Below are 26,275 nucleotides of genomic sequence, written 5' to 3' on the forward strand. Positions count from 1 at the left end.
TACGAGGTGCCTAACGATTCGGCAATTGCGAAACGTGCATAGCTGCTGTGCAGAATTGCGGGATCAATTATCAGACAAATCCGCGACTGCCGTTCGGGACTGGTTGCAGAGCTACTGCACCGGCACATTTTCCTTGAAGATGAGTCGCGGTTCGATGAATTTCTTCGTCAAATAGGGCGCCGATGAAGCGATCGAGCCGAGCAGGCGGATCACCGACTGCTCGGCGATCAGCCGCGCATTCTGGTCGATGACGACGTCGGCGAGATCATCGACGAGATAGCGGCGCGTCTCCTTTGTCAGGTCATGGCAGATGAACACCGGCTTCCGGCGCGGCTTGGCTTCCAGCAGCGCCCTGGCGACGCCCGACCGTCCCGCCCCGACGCAATAGATGCCGAGCAGCTCCGGTTCGTCGTGCAGCGCCTTGATGGTCGCGCGGTAGCTGGCGTCCGGCTCGTCGTTGATCTCGACGGCGCTGGACACGGTGAGGTTGGGGAACTCTTCGCTCAGCACCGAGCGAAAACCCATCTCGCGCTCCTCATGGCCGCGATAGGAGCGTGAGCCGACCACCATCGCCAGATGTCCTGTACGGCCGCCGAGGAAGCGGCCCATCAGCAGCGCCGCCGTGCGGCCCGCCACGCGGTTGTCGATGCCGACATAAGCCGAGCGGGGCGCGGCCGGCACATCCGAGACCAGCGTGACCAGCCTGATCCCGGCCTCGACCAGCTCGCGCAGGATGTTGCGTGTGCGCGGATGGTCGACGGCGATGACGCCGACGCCATTGGCCTTGAGCGACAGATTCTCCACCGCGCCCTGCAGCGCGCCCGGCGAAATGCCGGCAAGGTTGTGGATGCGGCAGGAGGCGACCAGGGGCAGGCGCGCCGCATAGTCTTCGATGTGGTGGGCAAGATCGGCCATGAAGGCGTTGGACCCGATCGGCAGGAAGAATTCGAGATGCGCCGGCTTCGACGGCAGCACGACCTGGTCGAGCGTCGGCAGATAGCCGAGCTGCTTGGCCGCTTCCATCACGCGCTGCCGGTTGGCGGCGCTTGCGCCGGGACGGTTGTTCAGCACCCGGTCGACGGTCGCGGTCGACAGGCCGCAGCTCCTGGCGATGTCGGCTACGGTGGCTTTCATGGGTCCAGTCATAGGATCTGATACGAGCCCCTGTTAGGCCAGATCAAAGTCAGCCGAAATCAGCTATGCGATTCCCGGCCGTCTGAAATCGCGTCGCGGATTTCCTTGTCCGACATGCCGGTGATAACGCGCTCGACCTCGGCGACCGTGGTCTTCTTCGGATCGATGTCGTCGGCCACCACCTTGCCCCGGCGCATCACCACGATGCGGTCGACCACCTGGAAGACGTGGTGGATGTTATGCGCGATGAAGATGCAGGAATGGCCGGAATCGCGGGCGCTGCGCACGAAGCTCAGCACCCCTTGCGTCTCGGCGACGCCGAGATTGTTGGTCGGCTCGTCGAGGATGATGAGATCGCTGTCGAAATGCATGGCGCGCGCGATCGCGACCGCCTGCCGCTCGCCGCCCGACAGCGAGCCGATCGGCGTCGTCGGCGGGATGTTCTTGGTGATGCCAACCTGCCGCAGAAGGTCGCGCGCCACCGCGTTCATCGCCTCCTGGTCCATGCGGTTCAAGAAGCGCGGCGGCTTAATCGGCTCGCGCCCGAGGAACAGGTTGCGCGCGATCGACAGCTGCGTGACGAGCGCCGAGTCCTGGTAGATCGTCTCGATGCCCTCAGCGATTGCATCGCTGGTGCTGCGGAAATTGACCTTCTTGCCGCGCACGAAGATGTCGCCGCTGGTCAGGGGCACGGCGCCCGACAGCACCTTGATCAGCGTCGACTTGCCGGCACCGTTGTCGCCAAGCAGGCCGACGATCTCCTTTTCATTGACGTGGAAATTGGCGTCCACCAGCGCCTGCACGCGCCCGTAGGACTTGCGGATGTTTGTCATGCGGATCAGAGGCTCGGCCATCGTCTTAAGTCCCTGCCTGGTGCCGGCGTTCGAGCCAGGAATGCAGCGCCATCATGCCGAGGATGATCGCGCCGATGAAGATGTTGTAGGCGAGCCCCGGCACGCCGATCAGCACGATGCCGTTGCGCATGACGCGCAGGATCAGGATGCCGAGCACCGTGCCGATGATGGTGCCGCGCCCGCCGGTCAGCGCCGTACCGCCGATCACCACCATGGCGATGACTTCGAGCTCGTAGCCCGTGCCGCTGTTCGGATTGGCCGCGGAGGTGCGCAGTGACGAGATCACGCCGGCCAGCGAGGCCATCACCGCCGACAGGATGAACAGGCCGACCTTGACGCGGTTGACGTTGACGCCGCGTGCGCGTGCCGCATTGGGATTGCCGCCGGCGGCCTGGATCCAGTTGCCGGTCCGGCTCTGCGTCAGCACATAGCCGAGGATGATCGCAGCACCAATGAACCAGAACAGCGAGGCATAGATGCGGAACGGCCCGACATAGAAGTCGCCGACCAGGATGTTCGCCAGCCAGCTGCCTTCAGCGCTCCAGGTCCGCTGCGGAAAACCGTCGGTGACGAACAATGCCGTGCCGCGCACGACCAGCAGCATGCCGAGCGTCACCAGGAAGGACGGGATCTTGAGCTGGGTGACGAACCAGCCATTGACCAGCCCGATCAGGGCCGCGACCACCAGCGCGATCAGCAGGCCGACCTCCAGCGAGGTGGCGCCGCTGTTGTAGAGCGTCCACATCAAGACCGGCGAGAAGCCGAACAGCGAGCCGACGGAAAGATCGAATTCGCCTGATGTCATCAGCAGCGTCATCGCCAGCGCGATCAGGCCGAGCTCGACGGTGAAGGCCAGGATGTTGGAGATGTTCTGCGGCGACAGGAAGTCGGGATTGATGGCCCAGAACACGACCAGCTCGACGACGAGCAGGACTAGGGGGCCGAATTCCGACCTGCCGATCAGGCGCTGGATGACGGAACGATTTTCCACGAGATACCCGCGACATGATTGAAAACTGGCCGGATTACGTGCCGCGTATCGCGGCGGGCTCCGGCGGCGGTAGCATCCAGCGCCGCGCCTCAGGTGGAAAGCGCGGCGCTGGTCAATCGCGCGGGGACTTATTTACCGGACAGGATCTTGTCGTAGACGCCGGCGGTGTCCTTCTCATAGAGCGCGCCGGTGATGACGTTGAAGCCCGGAGGAATGCCGCTGGCCGCCATGTTGGCCAGCGACAGCGCCACATAGCTGGTCGCCTGCGGGTCCTGCCACTGCGCGGCGTTGACATAGCCGTTCAGCACTTCCTGCGTGGTGTCGAGCGAGTTGCCCCAGCCGACGACCGGGATCTCGCCCGCCTTGACGCCGACCTGGTCGAACACGCGCTTGATCGAGCCGGTGACGAGGTCGCCGAGGCCGATGATCGCCTTCACCTTGCCCTTATGCGCGGTGAGGTAGTCGGCCATGCGGCTGATCACTTCGGCCTGGTCGAGCGTGGCCTCGGTGATCTCATAGGTGATGCCGAGCGGCTCGAAGACGCTCTTGATGCCTTCCTCTTCCTGCACGCCATAAGTCGCCCCGGGAACCTCGACCGGCATCCAGACGAAATCGCCTTTCTTCACCAGCCCCTTGTCGACCAGGTATTGCGCCCAGTGCTTGCCGAAGGTGACGTTGTCGCCGCCGACATAGGCGTTGAAGTTCGCCTTCGGATCGGGCGTGTTGAAGTTGATGATCGGGATGTTGGCTGCGCGTGCTTCCTTGGCCAGCTCGATCAGGCTGCCCGGATCGGGGCTGGTGGTGACAACGCCGTCGGCCTTGGCCGAGATGGCGGCGCGGATCGCCTCCTGCTGCGAGGCAACGTCGCCATTGTGGAACGACGTGTTGACCTTGTTGCCGGTGTCGCTTGCCCATTGCTTGGCGCCGGCCAGGAAATAGGTCCAGACCGGGTCGGCCGGGCCGCCATGCGAAATCCAATAGAACGTCTTGGCCTCAGCCATCGCCGGAATGGCGATGAGCGCGATCAAGCCAAGCACGAGCAGTCTTAGCCGCGAAAGCATTCGATTTCCTCCCATGTTGAAACTCTCCTCCACATCAAGCGCGATGCGGCCTTGGACCGCACCTCCTGCCAGCGCCGAGCGGGACGTGTAGAGCATTCCCTTTTTCGGGCAATGGCAAGCCTCCATCGCCAATGGATGTTGGCACAGCTTCGCGCGCCATCAGCAATCCCATCAGATTGCATCAGCTGCGATGATATTTTCAGGGGCGAACGGTACCGTCGCCCATCATGTAGCGTTGACGGGCTTTCGACGGCATCACTTGTGGTGCAGCGCTAGATAAGATCGGCCTTGGCCAGGTCGCGCATGAGGTGGCTGGCGCCGTAGGTCCAATGCGGACAATCCGGCGACAGGCGCACGCGGTTGGTGAGCGCGCCGAGCTTTTCCGACAAGATGGTGACGATGTCGCCGACCTTGTGCGTAAAACCCTTGCCCTTCTCGCCGCGGTCCTTGGAGGGCACGAACATGGTGCCGAGATAGAGCGCCAGCCCGTCGGGATACTGGTGATGCGGCCCCATCGCCGCCTTGACCAGTTCTTCCGGCGAGCGGCTGATTTCCGCCATCGAGCTCGCGCCTTCCAGCGCGAAGCCGTCCTCGCCCTCGACGCTGAGCCGCACCGTGGCGCGCTTCACGTCGGCGATGGAAAACGTCTCGTCGAACAGCCGGATGAACGGCCCGAGCGAGGCGGAAGCGTTGTTGTCCTTGGCCTTGCCCAGAAGCAGCGCCGAGCGTCCCTCGACATCGCGCAGATTGACGTCGTTGCCGAGCGTGGCGCCGACGATGCGGCCCGAGCTGTCGGCGATCATGGCGATCTCCGGCTCCGGGTTGTTCCAGGTGGAGACGGGATGCAGCCCGACATCGGCGCCGAAGCCGACCGATGCCATCGGCTGGCATTTGGTGAAGATCTCGGCGTCCGGGCCGATGCCCACTTCCAGATATTGCGACCAGGCGCCGCGCGAGATCAGCTTGGCTTTGATCTCCATCGCCTCCGGCGAGCCTGGCTTGAGCTTGGAGAGGTCATGGCCGATCAGCCCGGCGATGTCGGCGCGGATGGCGTCGGCCTTTTCCGCCGAGCCGCGCGCTTGCTCTTCGATAACGCGCTCGAGCAGGCTGACGACGAAGGTGACGCCCGAGGCCTTCACCGCCTGCAGGTCGACGGGCGACAGCAGGATGGGCTTCCCGGCGTCACGCTTGGCCTCGAAGCTGTTCGCCGCGATGTCGGCGAGCGCGCCGATGGCCTTGCCCTTGGCAGAACGCAGATAGTCGGCCGGATCCTTCAGCTCGCAAAGGTCGCGCACCGTCGGCGCCGCGCTCGAGGTGATGTCGATGACCTCGCCGTTCCGCACCGTGACCACAAGCGGATGAGAAGCGGCGCTGGTCCTGGCGCGGCCGACGAAAAGTCCTTCGGCAGGCAGGCGGGTCGGATCGGTCATGGCATCATTCCTCTCGATTGTCGCGCGGCACTTTCCCCGGATTTAGCGCAAACGTCTATCCCGTCGATGCCAAGGTTTATGGGCCATGGCTGTGCTGTCACATAGCCAGGACTTGTCTGGCCTATCGAGCGCTCTTTCAAATTCATGAAACCGCCAATAGGATTTTCACGAGTTCCAGCGCCGAGGTGATCTTTGCCCGCAGCCTTCTCCGATCCGGTCTGGCGGAAACCCCAGACGGCGCCGGCGTTCCGGTCCGAACTGTCATCCGGCGGCACATTGGACGCGATCATCGTCGGCGGCGGCATCATGGGCCTGTCGACGGCCTTGCATGCGGCGCGCGCCGGTCTGTCGGTTCAGGTGCTGGACGCTGGCGCGATCGGGCAGGGGGCGTCCGGCCTCAATGGCGGCCAGGTCATTCCGGGCCTCAAATACGATCCGGAATGGCTGCTCAGGCATTTCGGCAAGGAGCGCGGCGAAGCCCTGGTCGCGTTCGCCGCTTCGACTGCCGACGCCGTGTTCGATGTGATCCGCGACGAGAAGTTGGCCGTGCCATTCACGCGCAACGGTTGGATCCAGGCCGCGCACACCGAGACAGCGCTGAAGGCCGCCGCCAACCGCGATCGCCAATGGCGCTCGCGCGGCGCCGACGTCAAGCTGCTCGACCAGGCCGAGATCGCGGCGATGACCGGCGCCAGGGGTTATCTCGGCGGCTGGCTCGATCGCCGCGCCGGCGTCATCGATCCGCTGTCCTACACGCTCGAACTGGCCCGCATCGCCTCGGCGGCCGGCGCCGGCATCGCCGAGCAACAGCGGGTGGTAAAGCTCGCCAAGGAGCCCGGCTTCTGGAGGGTTTCGACAGAGAGCGGCATCGAATTGCAAGCGAAGTCGGTGGTGCTCGCCACCAATGCCTATACGGACGGCCTGTTGCCCGGCCTCGCGCAGACAATCGTGCCGCTCCATTCCTTCCAGATCGCCACCGCGCCGCTGCCGGCGGAGCTTGCCGCAAGCATCCTGCCGGGCGGCCAAGCCGTTTCCGATTCGCGTCGCATCCTCGTCTACTATCGCAAAAGCCCCGATGGCCGCATGGTGCTGGGCGGCCGCGGCCGCATGGCGCTGCCTTCGAGCGCAGCCGACTGGGCGCATCTCGAACGCGCCCTCATCCGCCTCTATCCGGCGCTTGCCGGCACCGCCATCGAAAAGCGCTGGTTCGGCCGTGTGGCGCTGACGCCGGATCACCTGCCGCATCTGCACGAACCGGAAAAGGGCCTGCTTGCGGTTGTCGGCTGCCAGGGCAGGGGCGTCGGGCTGATGAGTGCGCTCGGCAAGCGCATGGCGAGCTATCTCGCGAGCGGCGATGTCAGGCAATTGCCGTTCCCGCTGTCGCCGATCCGGCCGATCCCGTTCCACGCCTTTCGGCAGGTCGGTGTTGCCACGGCAATCACCTGGTACCGGATGCTCGACACGTTCGAACGTTGAGCTGAACGCGTGCAGCGCACAAGCGATTCAGCTTGACAGTTTCATGGATATGAAAAATCATTAGGTGATTTCAGAATTCCGATGGGCAGTTCGATGTCGTCGACCATCGTTGCAGCACGGCCCTTACCGGAAAACCGCATCTCGCCGGTGTTCCGCTTCGCCATGCTGCTGCCGGGCGGGCTGGTCACATTCTTCCTGATCCTCTTCGCGCTTGGGCTTGTGGTGTTCCTCGCCTTCAGGGGCAATGACGGCTCGCTGCTCGGCGTCGGCCTGACGGCGCAAAATTTCATTACCGTCGCCACCGACCCGCTCTACTGGACGGTGACGCTGCGCTCGCTGGTCATTGCCGGCCTGGTGACGCTCGCCACCGTCGTTACCGCCTATCCCGTCGCCTATTACCTCGCCTTCCATGCCGGCCGCCGCCGCAACCTTTTGCTCTTCCTGGTCACGCTGCCCTTCTGGACCAGCTACCTATTGCGCGTCTTCGCCTGGAAGATCGTGCTCGCCTATAATGGCGTGCTGAACTCAGCCTTCATCGAAAGCGGCCTTTGGAAGGAACCGACGCTCGCCTTCCTCAACACACCGGCCGCCGTGGTGGTGACGCTCGCCCACGCCTACGCGCCCTTCGCCATCCTGCCGATCTATGTGGCGCTGGACACGATCCCGAAATCGCTGCTCGAAGCCGCCTCCGATCTCGGCGCGCGGCCCTTCACCAGCTTCCGCCGCGTCGTGCTGCCCAATTCCATGCCGGGCGTGCTGGCCGCCGCCCTCGTCGTCTTCGTGCCGACGGTCGGCGATTATGTCACGCCGGCCATGGTCGGCGGTCCGGCCAGCACAATGATCGGCACGCTGATCCAGTCGCAATTCGGCAAGGCCAATGACTGGCCATTCGGGGCAGCGCTCTCGGTCTGCGTCATGCTGGTCATTCTGTGCGTGGTGCTGGTCGCGCGCGGCGCCGACCGCAGATTCGGCAGCCGCACATGAGCGCGCGGGCCAACACCAACACAGGCGGCGGCTGGCTCGGCCTTTACGTGCTTGCCTATCTCGTCTTCCTTTATTTGCCGGTGCTTTTGATCCCGCTGTTTTCCTTCAACAACTCCATCCAGGCGGCGTTTCCGCTGCAGGGTTTTACGCTTGACTGGTACCGGACGCTCTACGGCAATCCGGCGCTTTCCGGCGCCTTGGCCAACAGCCTGGTCATCGGCGTCATCGCGGCCTTCGGGGCGACGCTCTGCGGCATCACCGTCTCCTATATGGACCTTTACGGACGCTCGCCGCTCGCCGCGACCATCAGCGCCATCGCCCGCCTGCCGATCCTGATCCCCGGCGTCATCGTCGGCATATCGCTGCTGATCCTGGTCAACCTTATCGGCCTCGGGCCGTCGCGCATCTCAATCGTGCTCGGCCATATCCTCGTCGCGCTGCCGACGACCGTGGTGGTGATGCGCAGCCGCTTCGCCGCCATTCCGAAGACGATCCGCGAGGCGGCGCTCGACCTCGGCGCTTCCGACTGGACGACGTTCCGGCGTGTCATGCTGCCGCTGAGTGCGCCGGCCGTGCTGTCGGCCTTCATGCTTTCATTCCTGATTTCATTCGACGAGTTCATCGTCGTCTTCTTCCTCGCCGGCACCGAGCCGACGCTGCCGCTCTACATCTGGAGCCAGCTGCGCTTCCCGCGCTCGCTGCCGACCGTGATGGCGCTCGGAACGGTGATCCTCACCCTATCCTTTATCATCGCCGGCACCGCCGAAATCCTGCGCCATCGCGGCCTCGGCGCCGCGCGCCGCAATCCAGCCTGAAGCATAACAAAGAAGAGGAGAACGAAAATGACTGTACACCTGAAATCGATAACCGGTCGCAAGGCCCTGGCGGGTCTCGCGGTCCTGGCCATGGCGCTGTCGTCGACGGTCGCTTTTGCCGCCGACAAGCTGCAATATTTCACCTGGTCGGGCTATGAATTGCCCGACTTCAACAAGAGCTTCCTTGCCGCGCATCCGGACGGCGTCGAGGCGACGATCTTCGGCGATGACGACGATGCCTTCACCAAGGTCAAGGCCGGCTTCCGTCCGGACATCGCGCATCCCTGCTACGACAAGGTGGCGCGCTGGAACAAGGAAGGCCTGCTGCAGCCGATCGACACCAAGCGCATCAAGAACTGGGATTCGATCTTCCCGGTGTTCAAGAACCTGCCCGACCTGCAGGCCGGCGACGGCAAGGTATGGATGGTGCCGTGGGACTGGGGCAACACCTCGATCCTCTACCGCACAGATCTGGTGAAGAACCCGGAGGCGAGCTGGAATCTCCTGTGGGACAAACAATATGCCGGCCGCATGGCGACCATCGACGCCGTGCACGACACGCCCATCGTCGCAGCGCTTCTGGCGGGCGTGAACCCCTTCGACATGACGACGGAGCAGATGGACAAGGTGGCGGCAAAACTGCGCGAGCAGCGGCCGCTATTATCGAGCTACACCACCGACATGACCTCAGTGGAGCAGGCGCTGGCGAGCGGCCAGTTGGTCGCCGCCATGACCTGGAACGCATCCGCCACTTCGCTCAAGAAACAGGGCGTGCCGGTCGAGTTCATGAAGCCGAAGGAAGGCATGCTCACCTGGGCCTGCGGTTTCGTCATGCTCAAGGACGCCAAGAACGTCGATCTCGCCTATGACTTCATCAACAGCCGGCTCGATGCCGACTCGGGCAAGTTCCTGATCCAGTCTTACGGCTATGGCAGCTCGCTCTCGACCGCTTTCGCCGGCGTGTCGAAGGACGAGCTGGAGAAATTGCAGCTGCCGGCTGATCCGGAGGTGATGCTGAAGAGCACCATCTTCACCGGCCCGATGAAGCAGAATGACGATGTGGCCAAGATGTTCGAGAAAGTGAAGGCTGGCGGCTGAGCGCTCTTACCTTCTCCCCTTGTGGGAGAAGGTGGCCGCGCAGCGGCCGGATGAGGGTGCTCCACGGAAAGCCAACGTCTCACTCCGCTGGAACACCCCTCATCCGTCTCGGCGCTTCGCGCCGATCCACCTTCTCCCACAGGGGGAGAAGGAAAGGAAAACGAGGACCATTGCATGGATGTTCTTGACGAAGCGGCGACAAAGCCGAAGGACGATGCCGACATCCGCGTCGGCCGGCGCGTGCGGGCGTTGCGCCTGGAGCGCAACCTCTCGCTGGCCGACCTTGCCGCCAAGGCCGGCATCTCCATCGGCGCGCTCAGCCAGATCGAGCGCGGCATGTCCTCGCTGCGTGTCAAGGTGATCTGGCCGCTGGCAGCCGCGCTCGACATCGAACCGTCGGCGCTGATTACCGACGGCAATGAAGCGGTGAACGACCTCTATTGCGTGCGCGCCGACAAGCGCCGCTCGATCCCGGTGAAATCGGAGGGCATCGCCAAGGCGCTGCTTTCCCCGCCGGCGGCGACGCTCACAGGCATGCTGGTCACGGTCGAGGCCGGTGGCGGCACGGCGGAAGCCTACGCGCATGCCGGCCACGAATTCGGCTTCGTCATGGCGGGCGAGGTCGAGCTGGTGGTCGACGCCACGACCTATGTGCTGAAGGCTGGCGACAGCTTCGCCTTCAAGAGCACGCTCCTGCATGCCTTCCGCAACCCCGGCGCCGAGCGCTGCCAGATCCTGTGGGTCAACACGACAAAGCCGTCCGAGGTGCGCGATGGCGCCTGATGCGCTCGTTCGTCTCGAAAAAGTATCGAAGGTTTTTCCAGGGGGCGTGGTTGGCCTCGATGCCGTCGATCTCGACATCGCTCCGGGCGAGTTCCTGACGCTGCTCGGACCGTCCGGCTGCGGCAAGACGACGAGCTTGCGCGTCATCGCCGGCTTCGAGAGCCCGACCAGCGGCAATGTCCTTCTCGAAGGTCGCGACATCACGGGCTTGAGGCCCTTCGACCGTCCGGTCAACACCGTCTTCCAGGACTACGCGCTGTTCCCGCATATGGATGTCGCGGCCAATGTCGGCTTCGGCCTGTCGCTGCGGAAAATGTCCAGTGCCGAGCAGGCCAAACGGGTCCGCGACGCGCTCGACATGGTCGGCCTCGCCGACAAGCTGCGCGCCCGCGTCTCGGAACTCTCCGGCGGCCAGCGCCAGCGCGTCGCTTTGGCCCGCGCCATCGTCTGCGAGCCGCGCGTGCTGTTGCTCGACGAGCCGCTGTCGGCGCTCGACGCGCATCTGCGCGAGCAGATGCAGGTCGAATTGAAGCGGCTGCAATCGCGACTCGGCACCACTTTCGTGATGGTCACGCATGACCAGACCGAGGCGCTGTCGATCTCCGACCGCATCGTCGTCATGAACAAGGGCCGCATCGAGCAGATCGCCGCGCCGGCAACGCTCTACGATCGCCCCGCGACGCGCTTCGTGGCCTCCTTCATCGGCACGATGAACCTGTTGCAGTCGCGCTTCCTGGGCCACGATGGCGAGCGGTTGCGCTTCGCCGTCGGCGAGCTGCCGCTGGAGGCAACCTCAGACAGTGGCGAGACGCCGACCGCCGGCGACACACGCACCATCGGCGTGCGCCCCGAAGATATTCTGGTTGCCAGCGAGGCTGCGGAAGGCACCGCGCCGGCCCGGGTCAGCGGCGTCGTCTTCCACGGCCGCACGCTGCGCCTGCATGCCGAGCTCGGGCAGGGGACCGCGATCGTCATAGACGCGCCGCGCCGCGCCGACGGCTCGCAGTTCGGCGTCGGCGACGTGGCGCATGTCAGCCTGCGCCGTGGCGCCAACTGCCCGATCCTTTCAAGCTAATGCGATCGGGCCTCACGAAGCCTTGGCGAAGAATCCCTGATAGTCGGACTTGGCCTGCAGCAGCCGCAGGATGTTCTCGCGTGAGGCGCGCACATGCGCGCGAGCGAGCTCGCCGGCCAGAGCGACGTCGCCGGCGCAGATCGCGTCGACGATGCCGGCATGCTCCTCGCGGGTGAGCTTCCATTCGCCCAGCCACAGAAGCTCCGCCCAGACATATTGCTGGCATTTGTCGAGGATGCCGCAGAGCATGCCGTAAAGCATCTCGTTGCCGCCGATTTCGGCGATCACTCGGTGCAGGTCGATGCCGACCTGCAGCTCCTCGAATTTCTCCCGCGTGCTGCGGTCCGGGATCGCCGCCAGCCGCTCGCATTCGGCAAGCATCTCGCGCAGTTTCGCCTTGTCGGCCGCGGTCGCGTTGGCTGCCGCCAGCTCGGTCGCGCGCCCGTCAAGCATTTCGCGGATTTCGAAGGCCTCGCGGAACATGGTGATGTTGAATTCGGCCACGACATAGCCTTGGCGCGGCCGCCCGATCACCAGGCCGTCCCGTTCGAGCCGATTGAAGGCCTCGCGCACCGGCGTGCGGCTGACCTTCAGGCGTTCGGCGATCTCGTTTTCCGTAACGCGACCGCCCGGCGGGATCTGGCCGGTGATGATCAACGCCTTCAGCTTCTCGAACACCGAGTCGCGCAGCGTGTTCTTTTTCTCCTTGCTCAAGCGTCCCGCCTCCAACGGTCAGTCATGGAATCGCAGTCTAGTGCCTTTTAGCGCCTGCTTGAACAGACCCTTGTCGCCGCACGCGGCCGCTCCGAACCGCGCTGCTTCTCCGCCGCCAAAAATCCCGAAGCTCCATGTTGACATCAGCCCTCGGAGAATTACACTCAAAATTGTATACAAATTCGCATACCAAATCAACGATAACGGGAACACCGGTTGGAGAAGCGAAAATGACGAAGAGACTTTGCATTCATGGCCTGGCCATCGCCGGGCTGCTGGCATCGGCCACCGTTCCGGCGTCGGCCGCCGACACCATCACCGTGGCCTCATGGGGCGGCACATATCAGGAAGCGCAGACCAAGGCCTTCTTCGATCCAACGGCCAAGGAACTCGGCATCACCATCAAGCAGGACACCACCAACGGCCTCGATGACGTGCGCCTGCAGGTCACCGGCAATGCCGTCAAATGGGACATCACCGAGCTTGGCGCCGACGAATGCGCCCGCGGTTCCAAGGAAGGCCTGTTCGAGAAGCTCGACTACAACGTCATCGACAAGACCGGCATCAACCCCAAGCTCGTGCATGACGACTGGGTCGGCATTTCCTACACCTCCGTCGTGCTGATCTACCGCACCGACGTCTTCGGCGACAAAGGCCCGAAGACCTGGGCCGATTTCTGGGACGTGCAAAAATTCCCTGGACGCCGCGCTCTCTCCGGCAGCCAGGCGACGGAAACGCTGAGCGTCGCCGCTCTCGCCAAAGGCATTCCGATCGACAAGGTCTATCCGGTCGATATCGACGGCGCGCTGCAATCCGTCGACAAGGTCAAGGGCCATATCGATGCCTGGTGGACATCGGGCGCGCAGGCTATGCAGCTCGTCAAGGACGGCGAGGTCGACATGGCGAGCATCTGGAACGGCCGCGCCGGCACCCTGAAGAAGAGCGGCGCCCCGGTCAGCTTCTCCTTCGACCAGGGCGTGCTCACCGCCGACTGCATGGTCATCCCGAAGGGCTCGAAGAACAAGGACCTCGCCATGAAGGCGCTGGCCAAATTCGTCAGTCCTGACCTTCAGGCCAACCTGCCGCTCTATGTCGACAACGGCCCGGCCAACGAGAAGGCGTTCGAGACCGGCAAGATCCCGCCCGAGCGCATCAAGGACATCAACTCCTCGCCCGAGAACGTTAAGAAGCAGGTGCTGCAGGATCCCGCCTTCTGGCGCGACACCCTCGTCGAGGCGACGGAGAAATTCAACAACCTGATCCAGCAATGACGATCGTACTGGAGCGGCGTCCTCGCGGCGCCGCTCCGCATCGTTTCGCGAAAAATGATCCGGAGTTGAAGGAGATGCTCTTGTCTCTTGCGCAGTCCGCGCTTCCCATCGGCATAAGCGGTATCGAGAAGCGCTTCGGTGCTGTCTCCATCCTCAGCGATCTCAGCCTCGATGTCGCGGCGGGCGAATTCCTGACGCTGCTCGGGCCGTCCGGCTCGGGAAAGACAACGCTCTTGATGATCCTGGCCGGTTTTGTGCGGGCCAATGCGGGATCGATCAAGGTCGGCGGTGAGGAGATCATCACCATGCCGCCGCACAAGCGCAACATCGGCATGGTGTTCCAGAACTATGCGCTGTTCCCGCATATGAACGTCTTCCACAACATCGCCTTTCCGCTCAAGCAGCGCCGCGTACCGGCCGCTGAAACGGCTGAACGCGTCGAGCGGGCGCTGGATCTTGTGCAGTTGAAAGGCCTCGGCGAGCGCCGCGTTGACCAACTCTCCGGCGGCCAGCGCCAGCGCGTGGCCTTGGCCCGCGCCATCGTCTTCGAGCCGCGCATCGTCTTGATGGACGAGCCGCTGTCGGCCCTCGACAAGAGCCTGCGCGAGCACATGCAGATCGAATTACGCAACCTGCACCGAAGGCTCGGCATGACGACCGTCTACGTCACGCACGACCAGCGCGAGGCGATCACTATGTCGGACCGCATCGCCGTCATGAATGCCGGGCGCATCGAACAGATCGACCAGCCGGAAGTTCTTTACGCCAGGCCGCGCACCAAGTTCGTTGCCGGCTTCATCGGTGAGTCCAGCTTCGTTCCCGTCGAGAGCCGCAATGGCAGTGTCTGGTACGAGGACAGGAAGTTGCGGATGAACGATGCGGCGCCATCCACTGGCCGGCATCTGATGGTGGTGCGGCCGGAGAAGCTGCGTCTGGTCGCCGACGCCGACGAGGCCGGCAGCGTCAACCTGCTGCCGGCGACCGTCGGCGACGTCATCTATCAGGGCGACAGCTTCGTCTGCTACGCGACGCTGAAGGATGGCCGGCAGGTGACGTTGCGCGACTATTGCCGCTCCGACGTGCTGGCGAAACTGCCGTCCCCGGGCGAGCCGATCACGCTCGGCATCGACGCGCAGGACGTAGTGCTGGTGGCCGACCAATGAGCCTCGTATCCGCCAGTCTTGATCGTGTCGGCAGGCCCGATCGCGGGCTCAATGCCGACGCGCTCGACGCCGACGCGCGGCGGGAAGCGCGCGGCCTGCTCGCGCTTCTGTCGCCCGGGCTCTTCCTGGTCTTCGCCGTCATCATCGTGCCGATCGGTTGGCTGTTCTGGCTCTCGCTGTTCGATGAGAGCGGTCAGCTCAGCGCCGCCAACTACGCGCGCTTCTTCGAGCAGGCGTCCTACATCAAGACCTTCGTCACCACCTTCAAGGTGGCCTTCACCGTCACCGGCGCCTGCGTGCTGCTCGGCTATCCCTTGGCCTATATGCTGTCGCAGCTGCCGCGCCGCGCTGCCTCCATCTGCCTGACCTTCGTCATCCTGCCGTTCTGGACCTCGGTGCTGGTGCGCACCTATGCCTGGCTGGTCATCCTGCAGCGCAAGGGGCTGGTGAACACATGGCTGATGGATCTCGGCGTCATCGGCCAGCCGCTGCCGCTCGCCAACAATTTCGCCGGCGTCGTCATCGGCATGACCCACATCATGCTGCCCTTCCTGGTGCTGCCGCTCTACGCCTCGATGAAGAGCATCGACACCGACTGCCTGCGCGCCGGCATGAATCTCGGCGCGAGCCCTCCCGCCACCTTCCGGCAGATCTTCTTCCCGCTGTCGCTGCCAGGCCTGGCTTCAGGCTTGGTCATCGTCTTCGTGCTTTGCCTCGGCTTCTTCGTCACGCCGGCGCTGATGGGCGGCGGCAAGGTGATCATGTGGGCCATGCGCATGGAGCAGACCACCAGCCTTTATTCCAACTGGGGCGCGGGCGCGGCGCTTGGCGTCGTGCTGCTCGCCGTCACGCTGGCGCTGCTCGGCCTCTTCCACTGGCTGCTCGGCACCCGCACCACCGGAGTCTGGAGCCGGCGATGAGCATGGAAAACGCCCTGCCGATCTCGCATCGGCAACGCCTCTGGCTCTACGCGCTCGGCGGCCTCGTCATGCTGTTCCTGATCGCCCCGTCGGTGATCATCGTCATCATGTCCTTCTCCGGCTCTTCGCTCTTGGAGTTCCCGCCGCAGGAATGGTCGCTGCGCTGGTACGAAAGCTATTTCGGTTCCCTCGAATGGCGCGACGCCACCGTCGTCTCGGTCAAGGTAGCAGTGATGACGGCGATCGTCGCGACGCTGCTCGGCACCGCGGCCGCCTACGCCATCAATGCCCGCACGCTGCGGCTGACCGGCTTGATCAACGCGCTGCTCACGGCGTCGTTGATCATCCCGGTCATCCTGATCGGCATCGGCACTTTCTTCCTCTATGCCCGCATCGGCTTCAACAACACGCTGACCGGCCTCGTCATCGCCCATACGGTGCAGGCGCTGCCGCTGGTCGTTCTGACCGTGCTGTCGGGGCTGCGTTCCTATGACATGAACCAGGAGATGGTGGCGCGCAGCCTCGGCGCCGGCCGCTTCTCGGCCTTCTTCCAGGTGACGATGCCGCAAATAAGATTCTCGATCGTCTCGGGCGCGCTGTTTGCCTTCATCACCTCCTTCGACGAGGTGGTGGTGTCGCTGTTCATCTCGGGCGGCGAGACCACGACGCTGACGCGGCGCATGTTCAATGCGCTGCGCGACCAGATCGATCCGACGATCGCCGCCATTTCGACTTGCCTGATCGTGCTATCAATCGTCTTGTTGTCCGCTGCCCAGCTTTTCGGCCGCGGACGTTGATTCAAGGATACCTTAAACAGCATGCGTGACTTCCAGTTTCCCGGCCGCTCGCCGGTCCGCGCCACCGAGGCGATGGCCGCGACCTCGCATCCGCTTTCCACCCTTGCCGCCATCGACATGCTGCGCTCCGGCGGCAACGCCATGGACGCCGCGGTCTGCGCGGCCGCGGTGCAGGCGGTGGTCGAGCCGCAATCGACCGGCATCGGCGGCGACTGCTTTGTGCTCTATTGCCCTAAGGGGCAGGGCGAGGTGATCGCCTTCAACGGCTCGGGTCGTGCGCCCGCCGCCGCGACCGTCGACTGGTACCGGGACAAGGGATTCAGCGAGCTGCCGCTGCATGGCCCGCACGCGGTCACCGTTCCAGGCGCCGTAGACGCGTGGTGCCGGCTGCTGGAAGACCACGGCCGCAAGGGCTTGGCCGACGCGCTCGCCCCGGCCATCCGTTACGCCGAAGAAGGCTATGTCGTGCACGACCGCGTCGCCTTCGACTGGCACGACCCCGAGACCGACCTGTCAGCGGACAAGGTTGCGACGCGCATCTTCCTGCCTGCCGGCAAGCCCCCCAAGGCGGGTGACATCCATCGCCAGCCGGAACTGGCGGAGACCTTGCGCATCATCGCCAGGAAAGGCCGCGCCGGCTTCTACGAAGGCGCGGTCGCGGACGATCTGGTCGGACGACTTCGCGCGCTCGGCGGCCTGCATACGCTGGAAGACTTCGCCGCGACCAAGGGCGATTACCGGACCCCGGTCAGAACCTCCTATCGCGGTCACGACATCCACCAGATGCCGCCCAACAACCAGGGCCTGACAGCGCTTCTGATGCTCAACGTGCTTTCGGGCTTCGACCTCGGCAAGCTCGATCCCGAGGGCGCCGAGCGCCTGCATCTGGAGGTCGAGGCGGGGCGCCTCGCTTACCAGGATCGCGATGCGTTCTTCGCCGACCAGGATCACGTCGACGTGCCGGTCCAGGCGCTGCTTTCCAGCGCCTATGCCGAAAGCTTGCGCGCCGCGATCGATCCCGAGCGCGCCATGACGCATCTGCCACGCCTCGACCTGCCGGGCAGCGACACCGTCTATATCTCTGTCGTCGATCGCGACCGCAACGCGGTGAGCTTCATCAACTCGACCTATTATTCCTTCGGCAGCGGCGTGGTCGGCCCGAAGACAGGCGTCGTGCTGCAGAACCGTGGCTCCAGCTTCCGCCTCGATCCTAAGCACCCGAACGCGATCGCGCCGGGCAAGCGGCCAATGCACACGATCATGCCGGGCATGATGACCAGGAACGGCCGCGCGGCGATGCCCTTCGGCGTCATGGGCGGCGGCTACCAGCCCTTCGGCCACGTGCATGTCGTGACCAACATGATCGACTTCGGCATGGACCCGCAGCAGGCGATTGACGCGGCGCGCGTCTTCTACAACCACGACGTCGTCGAAGCCGAACGAAGCGTGCATCCCGATGCCGTCGAAGGCCTGCGCCGGCGTGGTCATCGTGTTGTGGAGCCCAATCACCCGTTGGGCGGCGGACAGGCGGTGCTCATCGATTGGGAAAAGGGCACGCTGACCGGCGCGTCCGATCCGCGCAAGGACGGGCTCGCGCTCGGATATTGAGCAACTGGACATCGGCCGATCGTTCGAAACATAGTCGAGAACCATGACCGGAACAGAAAAAATCGATCTCGCTTATCGCCTTGCCGCCGGCGCCGAAGATGCGCCGGCGATCCTGGCGCCCGACCGCGCAGCTCTTTCCCATGGCGGGCTGCGCCGCCTGATCCGCAATACCGTGGCGCGGCTCAACGCGCTCGGCATCGGCCGCGGCGACCGCGTCGCAATCGTGCTGCCGAATGGCCCGGAAATGGCGACGGTCTTCATCGCCGTGGCGGCGGCCGCCTCCACCGCTCCGCTCAATCCGGCCTACCGCGCCGATGAGCTCGATTTCTATCTCAGCGATATCGGCGTCAAGGCGATCCTCGTCGGCAAGGATGAGGCGGGTCCCTCGGTCGAGGTTGCCGAACGCCTTGGCATCCCGGTGCTTCGTCTGGTCGTGCCCCTAGGCGCTCTGGCCGGTGTTTTCACGATCGAGGGCGAGCCGGTCGCTCCGCCGGTCGCGTCCGGCTTGGCCGAGGATGGCGACGTTGCGCTACTCCTGCACACCTCCGGCACCACGTCGCGCCCGAAACTGGTGCCGCTCAGCCACGCCAATCTCGCCGCCTCGGCTGTGCATATCGGCGCCACGCTCGGCCTGACGCCGGTCGACCGTTGCCTCAACATCATGCCGCTGTTCCACATCCATGGCCTGATCGCGGCGGTGCTTTCCTCGCTCGCCGCCGGCGGCAGCGTCTTCTGCACACCGGGCTTCAACGCGCTGCGTTTCTTCCAGTGGCTCTCCGAAGCCAGGCCTAGCTGGTATACGGCCGTACCCACCATGCACCAGGCGATCCTGCCGCGCGCCGCCCGCAATCCCGAGCAACTCGCCGAAGCGAAGCTGCGTTTCATCCGCTCGTCCTCGGCTTCGCTTCCGGCGCAGGTGATGGCCGAGCTGGAGGCGACCTTCGGCTGCCCTGTGATCGAATCCTACGGCATGACCGAGGCCGCGCATCAGATGGCGTCGAATCGCCTGCCGCCTGGCCAGCGCAAGCCCGGCAGCGTCGGTGCGTCGGCCGGACCGGAAGTCGCCGTCATGGCGCCGGACGGGCGGTTGCTCAAGGCCGGCGAAACCGGCGAGATCGTCATTCGCGGTCCGAACGTCACCGCAGGCTATGAGAAGAACCCGGATGCCAATGCCAGCGCCTTTGCCCATGGCTGGTTCCACACCGGCGACCAGGGCGTGCTCGACGAGGACAATTACCTGCGCGTCACCGGCCGGCTGAAGGAGATCATCAACCGCGGCGGCGAAAAGATCTCGCCGCTCGAGGTCGACGAGGTGCTGATGGATCATCCGGCGGTGGCGCAGGTCGTCACCTTCGCCATGCCGCATGACAAGCTCGGCGAAGAGGTGGCGTCCGCCGTCGTGCTGCGCGAAGGCCAGAGCGCCAGCGAGGCCGATATCCGTGGTTTTGCCGCGATGCGGCTCGCGGATTTCAAAGTGCCGCGCAAGGTGGTGATCCTCGAAGAGATTCCGAAGGGCGCCACCGGCAAGCTGCAGCGCATCGGGCTCGCGGCAAAGCTCGGGCTGGGCTGATGCGCATTACGGTCTTTGGCGCCGGCGCCATTGGCGGCTATCTCGCCGCCAAGCTGGCGATCGCCGGCTCGGTCGATTTGTCGATCGTGGCGCGGGGCGCGCATCTGGAGGCGATCAAGGCCGATGGGCTTCGCCTGATCGAGGGCGGCAACGAGACAGTCGCGCGGGTGAGGGCGGCTGCGCGCGCCGAGGACCTCGGCGCGCAGGACTATGTCGTGCTGGCGCTGAAGGCGCATTCGCTGGCGCCGGCCCTTGACGAGATATCACCGCTGCTGGGCGAGGGGACAGCTGTCGTCACCATGCAGAACGGCGTGCCCTGGTGGTATTTCCACAAGGCGGGCGGCGCCCTCGAAGGCACCCGGCTCGATGCGGTCGATCCAGGCGGGGCGATCTGGGAGCGCATCGGGCCCGAGCGCGTCATCGGTTCCGTCGTGTATCCGGCCGTAGAGGTCGATGCGCCCGGCCTGATCCGCCAGGTCGAAGGCACGCGCTTTTCGTTGGGCGAGCCTTCCGGTGAAAAGAGCGAGCGAGCCACCGCCTTGGCGCGCGAAATGGTCAAGGCCGGGCTGCAGGCGCCGGTGCGCGAGGACATCCGCTCGGAGATCTGGGTGAAGCTGTGGGGCAATCTTTCCTTCAACCCGATCTCGGCGCTGACCGGCAGCACGCTGGCGGCAATCGTCGCTGACGAAGCCACGCGCGCCGTCGCCCGCGCCATGATGCTGGAAGCGCAGGCGATCGGCGAGCGTCTCGGCGTGCGCTTCCTCATCCCCGTCGATCGCCGCATCAAGGGCGCCGGCGATGTCGGCGAGCACAAGACCTCGATGCTGCAGGATCTCGAGCGCGGCCGCCCGATGGAGATCGACGCGCTGGTCACGGCCGTGCAGGAGCTCGGCCGCCTGACCGGCCAGCCGACGCCGACCATCGACAGCGTGCTGGCGCTGGTTCGGCGGCTGGCGATCGAGCGCGGGTGTTATTAGAGGAACGCCGGTCCTGAAGCTCCCTCACTCCGATAGCTCTAACTGCCACAATGAACAAAAACGGAACAAAAGGGTCTAGCTTGAATTGACTCCGCGAGGAACATTTTCCTATTTCGTAGGCCATGCCGGAGCCCAGCAGCAGAACCCGACGCGTCGTTCAGACACTGAGTCGAGCCCATGAAATCGGGCAGTTAATCCGCGTCCGCTGCATCAACTGCAACATCACCCACCACTACCTCCCCGGAGATCTCCTCAAGCTCATGGGGGACATTCCGTTCTGGGACGTCGAGCGGCACATGCGGTGCGAGCGCTGCAAGCGGCGGGAGTTCGATGTGGATATCCTGCTGCCCTGCGCGGTGCAGGGCGTGAAGATATGCGTGAGGCGCCTTGTGGGGGTGCGTATGGTTCGGCGCGTGATCTGGCGAGATGAAAAAGATTGATAGATCATCTCCTCGCCGGGTCAGAGCCGGGTCAAAGTAATGACATTTGGCCACCCGCCGCATCCCCGGCATGCGGAAACTTGATCTGCGTGGCCGGCTTCTCGACAATCACCAAGGCGTCGTCGGGGGCTGTCCGCTGCATGTGCCGCGCTTCGGACCACGGGGCCGTGAGCCAGGTTTCAACTTCCTCCCGGGTGGTGAGGATCACCGGCATGGCCTTGTCGTGGATGGGCGCTATGAGGGCGTTCGGCTTGGTCGTCAGGAAGCCGTAAAGCTCGAAGTCTCCCGGCCCGTCCTTGACCCTGCGGATCCCCTGCCAGCGTGTCCACATGCCAGCGAAGAAAAACAGCGGACGGTCCTCACTCCGGGCAAACCAGTAGTTCCGCTGTATGCCTGTCTCTGGGTCCTTGTCGTTGGGCGTGGGGCTCGGCTCAGCGAAGCTTGTGACGGGCACCACACAGCGGTTCTCCACGCCAACATATTGCTGCCAATGGCCATACTGCGGATTGCGGATGTTGGTGGTGCCGTAGTCCGCCTTGCCTTTTACCCGCTCTGCCGGCGTAGGCATGCCCCACAGCAGCTTGGCAAGCTCGCGCTGGCCATCGGGGGCATTGCGGACCACTGCGCCGGGCATGTTGGGATAGACGTCCAGCGAGGGCTCAAGGTTGCCCATGATGTCCCGCATGGCGCGCGTCCACTCGCGGATTGCGTCCTGGCTGGTGGTGATGTTGTAGAGGTTGCACATGCCATAGGATGCCCCAGCGATCGCTCGCAATCCAGAAACAAAATATGACCGACGGACGCTGGCGGGAACTGAATCGTTGATCTCTCATGGCGCGGCATCGCCATCCTGACACGAATTGTCACCTGCGAAACGGCCCCGCAGTGGCAGGCGAACGATCGGTTCCTACTTGATGTCTGGTCCAACCCCTGGGAGGAAATCATGACCACTGCCGACATTGCCAAGGATTTCACCGAACTGCTCAAACAGGGCGACAGCCACACTGCCGCCGCGAAATACAATGCCGACAACATCGTCAGCTACGAGGCGATGGAAGGTCCGATGGCCGTCTGCAACGGCAAGGAGGCCGTCAAGCAGAAGAGCGAGTGGTGGGAAGCGAACCATGAGGTTCATGGTGGTTCGGTCGAGGGTCCCTATGTCAATGGCGATCAGTTCGCCTTGCGCTTCAGCTTCGACGTGACGCCCAAATCCACAGGCGAACGCGTCAAGATGGACGAGGTTGGCCTCTACACCGTCAAGAACGGCAAGATCAGCGAAGAGCGCTTCTATTATTGAAGCCCATCGGCCTCGTGGTATCCCGCTTCTTTCGCCGCAGGATTTGAAAATCGGGCATGGCGCCCGGATGACATCCGACCGCCATGTCGGCATCTCAAATAGTCTTCGCTCGGTTCCGCTGGCAAAGCGCGTAGTGCAGGCCTAGGGTTTTGTCGGATTCGCAACCCCATCCGACCGAGGCTTGAATTGTCCATCACCATGTATGGCATCACCACCTGCGACACGATCAAGAAGGCGCGCGTCTGGCTGGAAAGCCACGGCGTGCCGTATCGTTTCCACGATTACCGCGCCGAGGGCATCGAGGCTGACAGGCTGAATGGCTGGGTCGGCAAGGTTGGTTGGGAAAAGCTGCTCAACAAGGGCAGCACGACTTTTCGCGAGCTGCCCGAGAAGGACAGGGAAGGGCTCGACGAGAAGAAGGCGAAGAAGCTCATGCTCGCCAAGCCGACCATGATCAAGCGGCCGGTTCTGGAGGTGGGGGAGCGGGTTTTGGTGGGGTTCAAGCCGGAGGTTTATGAGGAGGCGGTGAAATAGGAAATAGGGGTAAGTTTCCTAGGCCGCGTTCCTTCGCGCCCCCCTCTGTCCTGCCGGACATCTCCCCCACAAGGGGGGAGATCAGCCCTCGCGCCGACTTTCGCCAATCTCCGACGTTGCAGGATTGGCGCCGGCGCCGAAACTGCCAATCTCCCCCCAAGTGGGGGAGATGTCCGGCAGGACAGAGGGGGGCGCTGTCCCGCCAGCATCTCAACTTTTACGCCTGTAGGTACCCCGCCAGTGCCACCGCATTGTTGTGCGCTTCGTCATGCGCGCCGTAGAGCAGCGTCACCTTGCCTTCGCGCAACAAGCCACGCAGCTGCGCCACCGCTTCGCCATTCGCGTCAAGCTCCGCCCGATACCGCTTCCGAAACTCGGCCCAGCGCAGCGGCTCGTGCCCGAACCATTTGCGCAGATCGTCGCTCGGCGCGATCTCCTTCAGCCAGAGCGTCAGCGCGGCGTCCTTCTTGGCGACGCCGCGGGGCCAGATGCGGTCGACCAGCACCCGCTGGCCGTCGGCTTTCGCCGGCGGTTCGTAAACACGCTTCACCGCAATGTCGAAGGCCATCACACCTCCGCTGGCGAGGAGCTTATGCCCACTCGCCCTTGCGCATCACCGGCACGCGGCTGCCGTCCTTGGCGACGCCGTCGATGTCGATCTTGTCCGAGCCGATCATCCAGTCGATGTGGATGAAGCTCTTGTTGCCGCCGCGCTCCGCGATCTCGTCCTGGCTGAGCGAAGCGCCATTGACGAAGCACTTCGAATAGCACTGCCCGAGCGCGATGTGGCAGGCGGCGTTCTCGTCGAACAGCGTGTTGAAGAACAGAAGCCCGCTCTTCGAGATCGGGGAGGAATGCGGCACCAGCGCCACCTCGCCCAGACGCCGCGCGCCCTCGTCGGTGTCAAGCACCTTTTTCAGCACGTCCTCGCCCTTCGAGGCCTTGGCCTCGACGATCCGGCCGCGCTCGAAGCGCACCGATATCTCGTCGATCAGCGTGCCTTGGTAGGAGAGCGGCTTGGTCGAGGAGACGTGGCCCTCGACGCGCCTTGCATGCGGCGTGGTGAAGACCTCCTCGGTCGGGATGTTCGGATTGCAGGTGACGCCGTTCTTCGCCGTCGAGGCGCCGCCCATCCATTCATGGCCCTCCGCCAGTCCGACCGTCAGGTCGGTGCCCGGGCCGGTGAAATGCAGGGCGTGGAAATTGTGCTCGTTCAGCCATTTCGTGCGTTCGGCCAAGGCGGCGTTGTGCGCCTTCCAGTTGCCGATCGGATCCTCGACGTCCACCCGGGAGGCCGAGAAGATCGCGTCCGCGAGCTTGGCCACCGCGACATCGTCGGTCTCGCCGGGAAACACCTGCTTTGCCCAGGCAAGCTCGGGGTAGGCCACGATGTTCCAGTTGATGTCGAAGCCGGTGATCTTCTCCAGCGCCGGCCGGTAGGCCATCGAGTTCGCCTTGTTGGCGCGCGCCACCTTGGCTGGATCCTGCGTGGAAAGCAGCGACGGATCATCGCCGCGCACCGCAAGCCGCGCCGCATTATCGGAGAACGCCTTCGCCATGCCTTCATAGAGCCAGCCGGCGGCGCGGTCGAAACCGGCATCGGCGCCGTAGCGGAAGCGCGCCAGCGTGATCTCGTCGTCGTTGAAGATCGGCGTAACCAGCCCGGCGCCCGCCTGGTAGGCGTGCTCGACGATGCGCCGCGTCAGCGGCAACGCCGCGATCGAGGAGGTCAGCACCAGATCCTGACCGGGCTGCAGCTGCAGCCCGACCTTGATGGCGACTTCGGCCAGCCTGTCGAGTTTCACCGGGTCGATGCTTGCCGAGACGCCGCGCGAATGTGTGGTCATGATCCTGCCTACCGTTATGTTGGGGTTCTCATCCTTACATAGACCGCTGCGGTTGGCCTTTCCACCGCGATCGACTGGGCCTGCTCTCAAGCATGACGGACCGCGTTATCGAAAAGTGCGCAGCTTTCATGCGGCGCTGTCGAGCGCCCGGAACTGCGCCATGGTCGCCTCGATCTCCTCGCGGATCCAGGCCTTGAAGTCGCGCACCTTGCGGCTTTCGCTCTTGGTGGCCGAGGTCACCAGCCAGTAGCCGAGCCCGCTCGCGGCCCTGATCCCGAAGGGCGCGACCAGTCGGCCGTCGGCCAGCGCGTCGGCGGTCAGCAACTGCCAGGCAAGCATCACGCCGTGGCCGGCGATCGCCGATTCCAGGCAAAGCATCGGATCGGTGAAGCGCGCGCCCTTCTGGAAGGTGACCGGCTCGACGCCGGCCGCCTCGAACCAGCTGTCCCAGCTGAACATCGCCCGCTCGTCGGTGATGGCGCAGGTCTGCGCCAGATCCTCGATCGAGTGCAGCCTGGCCGCGATCGACGGCGCGCAGACCGGAAACACTTCCTGGGCAAGCAGAAGCTCGGCGCGCCCGCCCGGCCATTTGCCGTCGCCAAGCCGGATGGCGATATCGATGTCGGAGCGGTCGAGATCGGCGATCCTGGCCGAGGCGTCGATGCGCAAAAGCACATTCGGATGCCGCGTGAAGTGTCGCGATAGCCGGGGCAGCAGCCATTTCGAGGCGAAGGCCGGCGCCACCGAGACGACCAGCGTGCACTCGTTGGCCTCGTCGGCCAGCGCCACGGCTTGCGCAAGTTCGCGGAAGCCGGCGCTCAGCCGTGCTGTGAAGGCGGCGCCGAACTCGGTCGGCACCAGCCCGCCCGGCGTGCGTTCGAACAGCGCCTGTCCCAGCTGCTTTTCCGTGCGCTTGACCTGCTGGCTTACGGCGCTGACCGAGACGTTCAGCTCGGCGGCCGCTCCCGCCAGCGATCCCAGCCGGGCGACGGTTTCCACGGCGCGCAGGCCGTTGAGGTGGACGCGGTTCAACATAGCCATTCAGTTTTTCTAAAGCGTACGGGCCGAAATCTCAATTGAAACCCGATGGTAAAAGCCAGAATTTAGCTCGACCAGCCTCAAGGCAGGAGATTGTCCCATGAAGATTTTATCTTTGCTGAAAGGGTTTTCCGGCACCGAGGCGAGGGCGCGCGATGAGGAAGAAATCGCCCGCTGGGTCACCGATCCGCTGTCGCATCCCGTGCTCGACACCATGTCGGAGCGCGAGCTCGGCGACATGCCGTTCCGGCTGACCGCCGGCCGCACCGCATACGAGACGGTGGGTGCGGCTGGCCGCTGAAGGTTGTTCGCCTATTCGGCGGCGCTCCCCCTCATCCGGCCGCTTCGCGGCCACCTTCTCCCCACGGGGGAGAAGAGGTGGCGCCGGCGCTGACAGG

Annotated in this window: 26 protein-coding genes; 16 read left to right on the top strand and 10 right to left on the bottom strand. The window is 64.4% G+C overall.

From position 1 onward, the window contains the following. Positions 1-111: 111 nt before the first annotated feature. The 5 genes from EN852_RS05020 to EN852_RS05040 all read right to left on the bottom strand — a co-directional run bounded on the left by EN852_RS05020 (position 112) and on the right by EN852_RS05040 (position 5,470). Complete coding sequence (locus EN852_RS05020) at positions 112-1,134, bottom strand: LacI family DNA-binding transcriptional regulator (RefSeq protein WP_127875524.1); 1,023 nt, start codon at positions 1,132-1,134, stop codon at positions 112-114. A gap of 59 nt (positions 1,135-1,193) precedes the next feature. Then, positions 1,194-1,988 carry an ATP-binding cassette domain-containing protein gene (locus EN852_RS05025; protein ID WP_127875523.1) on the bottom strand — a complete coding sequence of 265 codons (795 nt, stop codon included), beginning with the start codon at positions 1,986-1,988 and terminating at the stop codon, positions 1,194-1,196. Positions 1,989-1,992: 4 nt separating this feature from the next. Then, the gene (locus EN852_RS05030; protein ID WP_127875522.1) at positions 1,993-2,979 is read right to left on the bottom strand and encodes an ABC transporter permease; all 987 of its coding nucleotides are present in this window, start codon (positions 2,977-2,979) and stop codon (positions 1,993-1,995) included. 128 nt (positions 2,980-3,107) lie between these two features. Continuing rightward, complete coding sequence (locus EN852_RS05035; RefSeq protein ID WP_127875654.1) at positions 3,108-4,040, bottom strand: substrate-binding domain-containing protein; 933 nt, start codon at positions 4,038-4,040, stop codon at positions 3,108-3,110. Positions 4,041-4,312: 272 nt separating this feature from the next. Further along, on the bottom strand, positions 4,313-5,470 hold the full coding sequence (locus EN852_RS05040; protein WP_127875521.1) for a fumarylacetoacetate hydrolase family protein: 1,158 nt from the start codon (positions 5,468-5,470) through the stop codon (positions 4,313-4,315). A 192-nt stretch (positions 5,471-5,662) separates the two neighbouring features. Between EN852_RS05040 and EN852_RS05045 the strand changes: the two genes are divergently transcribed. From EN852_RS05045 to EN852_RS05070, 6 genes are all read left to right on the top strand, one after another. Then, on the top strand, positions 5,663-6,946 hold the full coding sequence (locus EN852_RS05045; protein ID WP_127875520.1) for an FAD-dependent oxidoreductase: 1,284 nt from the start codon (positions 5,663-5,665) through the stop codon (positions 6,944-6,946). A gap of 93 nt (positions 6,947-7,039) precedes the next feature. Then, positions 7,040-7,930: an ABC transporter permease gene (locus tag EN852_RS05050; protein ID WP_127875519.1), complete on the top strand. Its 891-nt coding sequence runs from the start codon at positions 7,040-7,042 to the stop codon at positions 7,928-7,930. Continuing rightward, a complete protein-coding gene (locus EN852_RS05055) occupies positions 7,927-8,745 on the top strand; it encodes an ABC transporter permease (protein ID WP_127875518.1) in 819 nt (272 codons plus the stop codon). The genes EN852_RS05050 and EN852_RS05055 overlap by 4 nt, the downstream gene beginning before the upstream one ends. Before the next feature lie 27 nt (positions 8,746-8,772). Further along, entirely contained in the window at positions 8,773-9,843 is a 1,071-nt protein-coding gene (locus EN852_RS05060) for an ABC transporter substrate-binding protein (RefSeq protein ID WP_127875517.1), read from the top strand. A 174-nt stretch (positions 9,844-10,017) separates the two neighbouring features. Then, positions 10,018-10,626 carry a cupin domain-containing protein gene (locus EN852_RS05065; protein ID WP_127875516.1) on the top strand — a complete coding sequence of 203 codons (609 nt, stop codon included), beginning with the start codon at positions 10,018-10,020 and terminating at the stop codon, positions 10,624-10,626. Further along, positions 10,616-11,701 carry an ABC transporter ATP-binding protein gene (locus EN852_RS05070; RefSeq protein ID WP_127875515.1) on the top strand — a complete coding sequence of 362 codons (1,086 nt, stop codon included), beginning with the start codon at positions 10,616-10,618 and terminating at the stop codon, positions 11,699-11,701. The genes EN852_RS05065 and EN852_RS05070 overlap by 11 nt, the downstream gene beginning before the upstream one ends. A gap of 12 nt (positions 11,702-11,713) precedes the next feature. Here the strand turns inward: EN852_RS05070 and EN852_RS05075 are convergent, their stop codons facing one another. After that, positions 11,714-12,415 carry a GntR family transcriptional regulator gene (locus EN852_RS05075; RefSeq protein WP_189401731.1) on the bottom strand — a complete coding sequence of 234 codons (702 nt, stop codon included), beginning with the start codon at positions 12,413-12,415 and terminating at the stop codon, positions 11,714-11,716. 230 nt (positions 12,416-12,645) lie between these two features. Between EN852_RS05075 and EN852_RS05080 the strand changes: the two genes are divergently transcribed. The 7 genes from EN852_RS05080 (at position 12,646) to EN852_RS05110 (ending at position 20,721) form a co-directional block, all read left to right on the top strand. Beyond that, entirely contained in the window at positions 12,646-13,686 is a 1,041-nt protein-coding gene (locus EN852_RS05080; protein WP_127866995.1) for an ABC transporter substrate-binding protein, read from the top strand. Positions 13,687-13,766: 80 nt separating this feature from the next. Then, entirely contained in the window at positions 13,767-14,849 is a 1,083-nt protein-coding gene (locus EN852_RS05085; protein ID WP_127875653.1) for an ABC transporter ATP-binding protein, read from the top strand. Next, on the top strand, positions 14,846-15,769 hold the full coding sequence (locus tag EN852_RS05090) for an ABC transporter permease (RefSeq protein WP_127875514.1): 924 nt from the start codon (positions 14,846-14,848) through the stop codon (positions 15,767-15,769). Before EN852_RS05085 ends, EN852_RS05090 begins: the two co-directional genes overlap by 4 nt. Further along, complete coding sequence (locus EN852_RS05095; protein ID WP_127875513.1) at positions 15,766-16,566, top strand: ABC transporter permease; 801 nt, start codon at positions 15,766-15,768, stop codon at positions 16,564-16,566. The genes EN852_RS05090 and EN852_RS05095 overlap by 4 nt, the downstream gene beginning before the upstream one ends. A 21-nt stretch (positions 16,567-16,587) precedes the next feature. Continuing rightward, entirely contained in the window at positions 16,588-18,174 is a 1,587-nt protein-coding gene (gene ggt / locus EN852_RS05100) for a gamma-glutamyltransferase (protein ID WP_127875512.1), read from the top strand. A gap of 43 nt (positions 18,175-18,217) precedes the next feature. After that, on the top strand, positions 18,218-19,744 hold the full coding sequence (locus EN852_RS05105) for an acyl--CoA ligase (RefSeq protein ID WP_127875511.1): 1,527 nt from the start codon (positions 18,218-18,220) through the stop codon (positions 19,742-19,744). Then, positions 19,744-20,721 carry a 2-dehydropantoate 2-reductase gene (locus EN852_RS05110; RefSeq protein ID WP_127875510.1) on the top strand — a complete coding sequence of 326 codons (978 nt, stop codon included), beginning with the start codon at positions 19,744-19,746 and terminating at the stop codon, positions 20,719-20,721. Before EN852_RS05105 ends, EN852_RS05110 begins: the two co-directional genes overlap by 1 nt. Positions 20,722-21,192: 471 nt before the next feature. On the opposite strand, the gene EN852_RS05120 is transcribed toward EN852_RS05110, so the two are convergent. Beyond that, the gene (locus EN852_RS05120) at positions 21,193-21,906 is read right to left on the bottom strand and encodes an SOS response-associated peptidase (RefSeq protein WP_127875508.1); all 714 of its coding nucleotides are present in this window, start codon (positions 21,904-21,906) and stop codon (positions 21,193-21,195) included. Positions 21,907-22,104: 198 nt separating this feature from the next. On the opposite strand from EN852_RS05120, the gene EN852_RS05125 reads away from it, so the two are divergent. After that, positions 22,105-22,458 carry a SnoaL-like domain-containing protein gene (locus EN852_RS05125; protein WP_127875507.1) on the top strand — a complete coding sequence of 118 codons (354 nt, stop codon included), beginning with the start codon at positions 22,105-22,107 and terminating at the stop codon, positions 22,456-22,458. A 186-nt stretch (positions 22,459-22,644) separates the two neighbouring features. Further along, entirely contained in the window at positions 22,645-22,992 is a 348-nt protein-coding gene (locus EN852_RS05130) for an ArsC family reductase (RefSeq protein WP_127875506.1), read from the top strand. Positions 22,993-23,209: 217 nt separating this feature from the next. Here EN852_RS05130 and EN852_RS05140 read toward each other — a convergent pair whose 3' ends face one another. The 3 genes from EN852_RS05140 to EN852_RS05150 form a co-directional block, all read right to left on the bottom strand. Beyond that, positions 23,210-23,560, bottom strand: coding sequence for a DUF488 domain-containing protein (locus EN852_RS05140; RefSeq protein WP_127875505.1), 351 nt, complete (start codon positions 23,558-23,560; stop codon positions 23,210-23,212). Positions 23,561-23,582: 22 nt separating this feature from the next. Continuing rightward, positions 23,583-24,839: an aminopeptidase gene (locus EN852_RS05145; protein WP_127875504.1), complete on the bottom strand. Its 1,257-nt coding sequence runs from the start codon at positions 24,837-24,839 to the stop codon at positions 23,583-23,585. A gap of 126 nt (positions 24,840-24,965) precedes the next feature. Beyond that, positions 24,966-25,880 (bottom strand): LysR substrate-binding domain-containing protein, encoded by a 915-nt coding sequence (locus tag EN852_RS05150; protein WP_127875503.1) that lies wholly within the window; start codon positions 25,878-25,880, stop codon positions 24,966-24,968. A 97-nt stretch (positions 25,881-25,977) separates the two neighbouring features. Between EN852_RS05150 and EN852_RS05155 the strand changes: the two genes are divergently transcribed. Next, positions 25,978-26,178 carry a hypothetical protein gene (locus EN852_RS05155; protein WP_127875502.1) on the top strand — a complete coding sequence of 67 codons (201 nt, stop codon included), beginning with the start codon at positions 25,978-25,980 and terminating at the stop codon, positions 26,176-26,178. Positions 26,179-26,275 lie beyond the last annotated feature (97 nt).

Source organism: Mesorhizobium sp. M2E.F.Ca.ET.209.01.1.1, from assembly GCF_004010375.2.
Classification (GTDB): domain Bacteria; phylum Pseudomonadota; class Alphaproteobacteria; order Rhizobiales; family Rhizobiaceae; genus Mesorhizobium.

What these genes read in the sequence shown, in the direction of transcription:
- EN852_RS05020 (WP_127875524.1), bottom strand. Translation starts at nt 1,134, where the DNA reads ATGAAAGCCACCGTAGCCGACATCGCCAGGAGCTGCGGCCTGTCGACC.
- EN852_RS05025 (WP_127875523.1), bottom strand. Translation starts at nt 1,988, where the DNA reads ATGGCCGAGCCTCTGATCCGCATGACAAACATCCGCAAGTCCTACGGG.
- EN852_RS05035 (WP_127875654.1), bottom strand. Translation starts at nt 4,040, where the DNA reads ATGCTTTCGCGGCTAAGACTGCTCGTGCTTGGCTTGATCGCGCTCATC.
- EN852_RS05040 (WP_127875521.1), bottom strand. Translation starts at nt 5,470, where the DNA reads ATGACCGATCCGACCCGCCTGCCTGCCGAAGGACTTTTCGTCGGCCGC.
- EN852_RS05050 (WP_127875519.1), top strand. Translation starts at nt 7,040, where the DNA reads ATGTCGTCGACCATCGTTGCAGCACGGCCCTTACCGGAAAACCGCATC.
- EN852_RS05055 (WP_127875518.1), top strand. Translation starts at nt 7,927, where the DNA reads ATGAGCGCGCGGGCCAACACCAACACAGGCGGCGGCTGGCTCGGCCTT.
- EN852_RS05060 (WP_127875517.1), top strand. Translation starts at nt 8,773, where the DNA reads ATGACTGTACACCTGAAATCGATAACCGGTCGCAAGGCCCTGGCGGGT.
- EN852_RS05065 (WP_127875516.1), top strand. Translation starts at nt 10,018, where the DNA reads ATGGATGTTCTTGACGAAGCGGCGACAAAGCCGAAGGACGATGCCGAC.
- EN852_RS05070 (WP_127875515.1), top strand. Translation starts at nt 10,616, where the DNA reads ATGGCGCCTGATGCGCTCGTTCGTCTCGAAAAAGTATCGAAGGTTTTT.
- EN852_RS05080 (WP_127866995.1), top strand. Translation starts at nt 12,646, where the DNA reads ATGACGAAGAGACTTTGCATTCATGGCCTGGCCATCGCCGGGCTGCTG.
- EN852_RS05090 (WP_127875514.1), top strand. Translation starts at nt 14,846, where the DNA reads ATGAGCCTCGTATCCGCCAGTCTTGATCGTGTCGGCAGGCCCGATCGC.
- EN852_RS05095 (WP_127875513.1), top strand. Translation starts at nt 15,766, where the DNA reads ATGAGCATGGAAAACGCCCTGCCGATCTCGCATCGGCAACGCCTCTGG.
- ggt (WP_127875512.1), top strand. Translation starts at nt 16,588, where the DNA reads ATGCGTGACTTCCAGTTTCCCGGCCGCTCGCCGGTCCGCGCCACCGAG.
- EN852_RS05105 (WP_127875511.1), top strand. Translation starts at nt 18,218, where the DNA reads ATGACCGGAACAGAAAAAATCGATCTCGCTTATCGCCTTGCCGCCGGC.
- EN852_RS05110 (WP_127875510.1), top strand. Translation starts at nt 19,744, where the DNA reads ATGCGCATTACGGTCTTTGGCGCCGGCGCCATTGGCGGCTATCTCGCC.
- EN852_RS05120 (WP_127875508.1), bottom strand. Translation starts at nt 21,906, where the DNA reads ATGTGCAACCTCTACAACATCACCACCAGCCAGGACGCAATCCGCGAG.
- EN852_RS05125 (WP_127875507.1), top strand. Translation starts at nt 22,105, where the DNA reads ATGACCACTGCCGACATTGCCAAGGATTTCACCGAACTGCTCAAACAG.
- EN852_RS05140 (WP_127875505.1), bottom strand. Translation starts at nt 23,560, where the DNA reads ATGGCCTTCGACATTGCGGTGAAGCGTGTTTACGAACCGCCGGCGAAA.
- EN852_RS05145 (WP_127875504.1), bottom strand. Translation starts at nt 24,839, where the DNA reads ATGACCACACATTCGCGCGGCGTCTCGGCAAGCATCGACCCGGTGAAA.
- EN852_RS05150 (WP_127875503.1), bottom strand. Translation starts at nt 25,880, where the DNA reads ATGGCTATGTTGAACCGCGTCCACCTCAACGGCCTGCGCGCCGTGGAA.
- EN852_RS05155 (WP_127875502.1), top strand. Translation starts at nt 25,978, where the DNA reads ATGAAGATTTTATCTTTGCTGAAAGGGTTTTCCGGCACCGAGGCGAGG.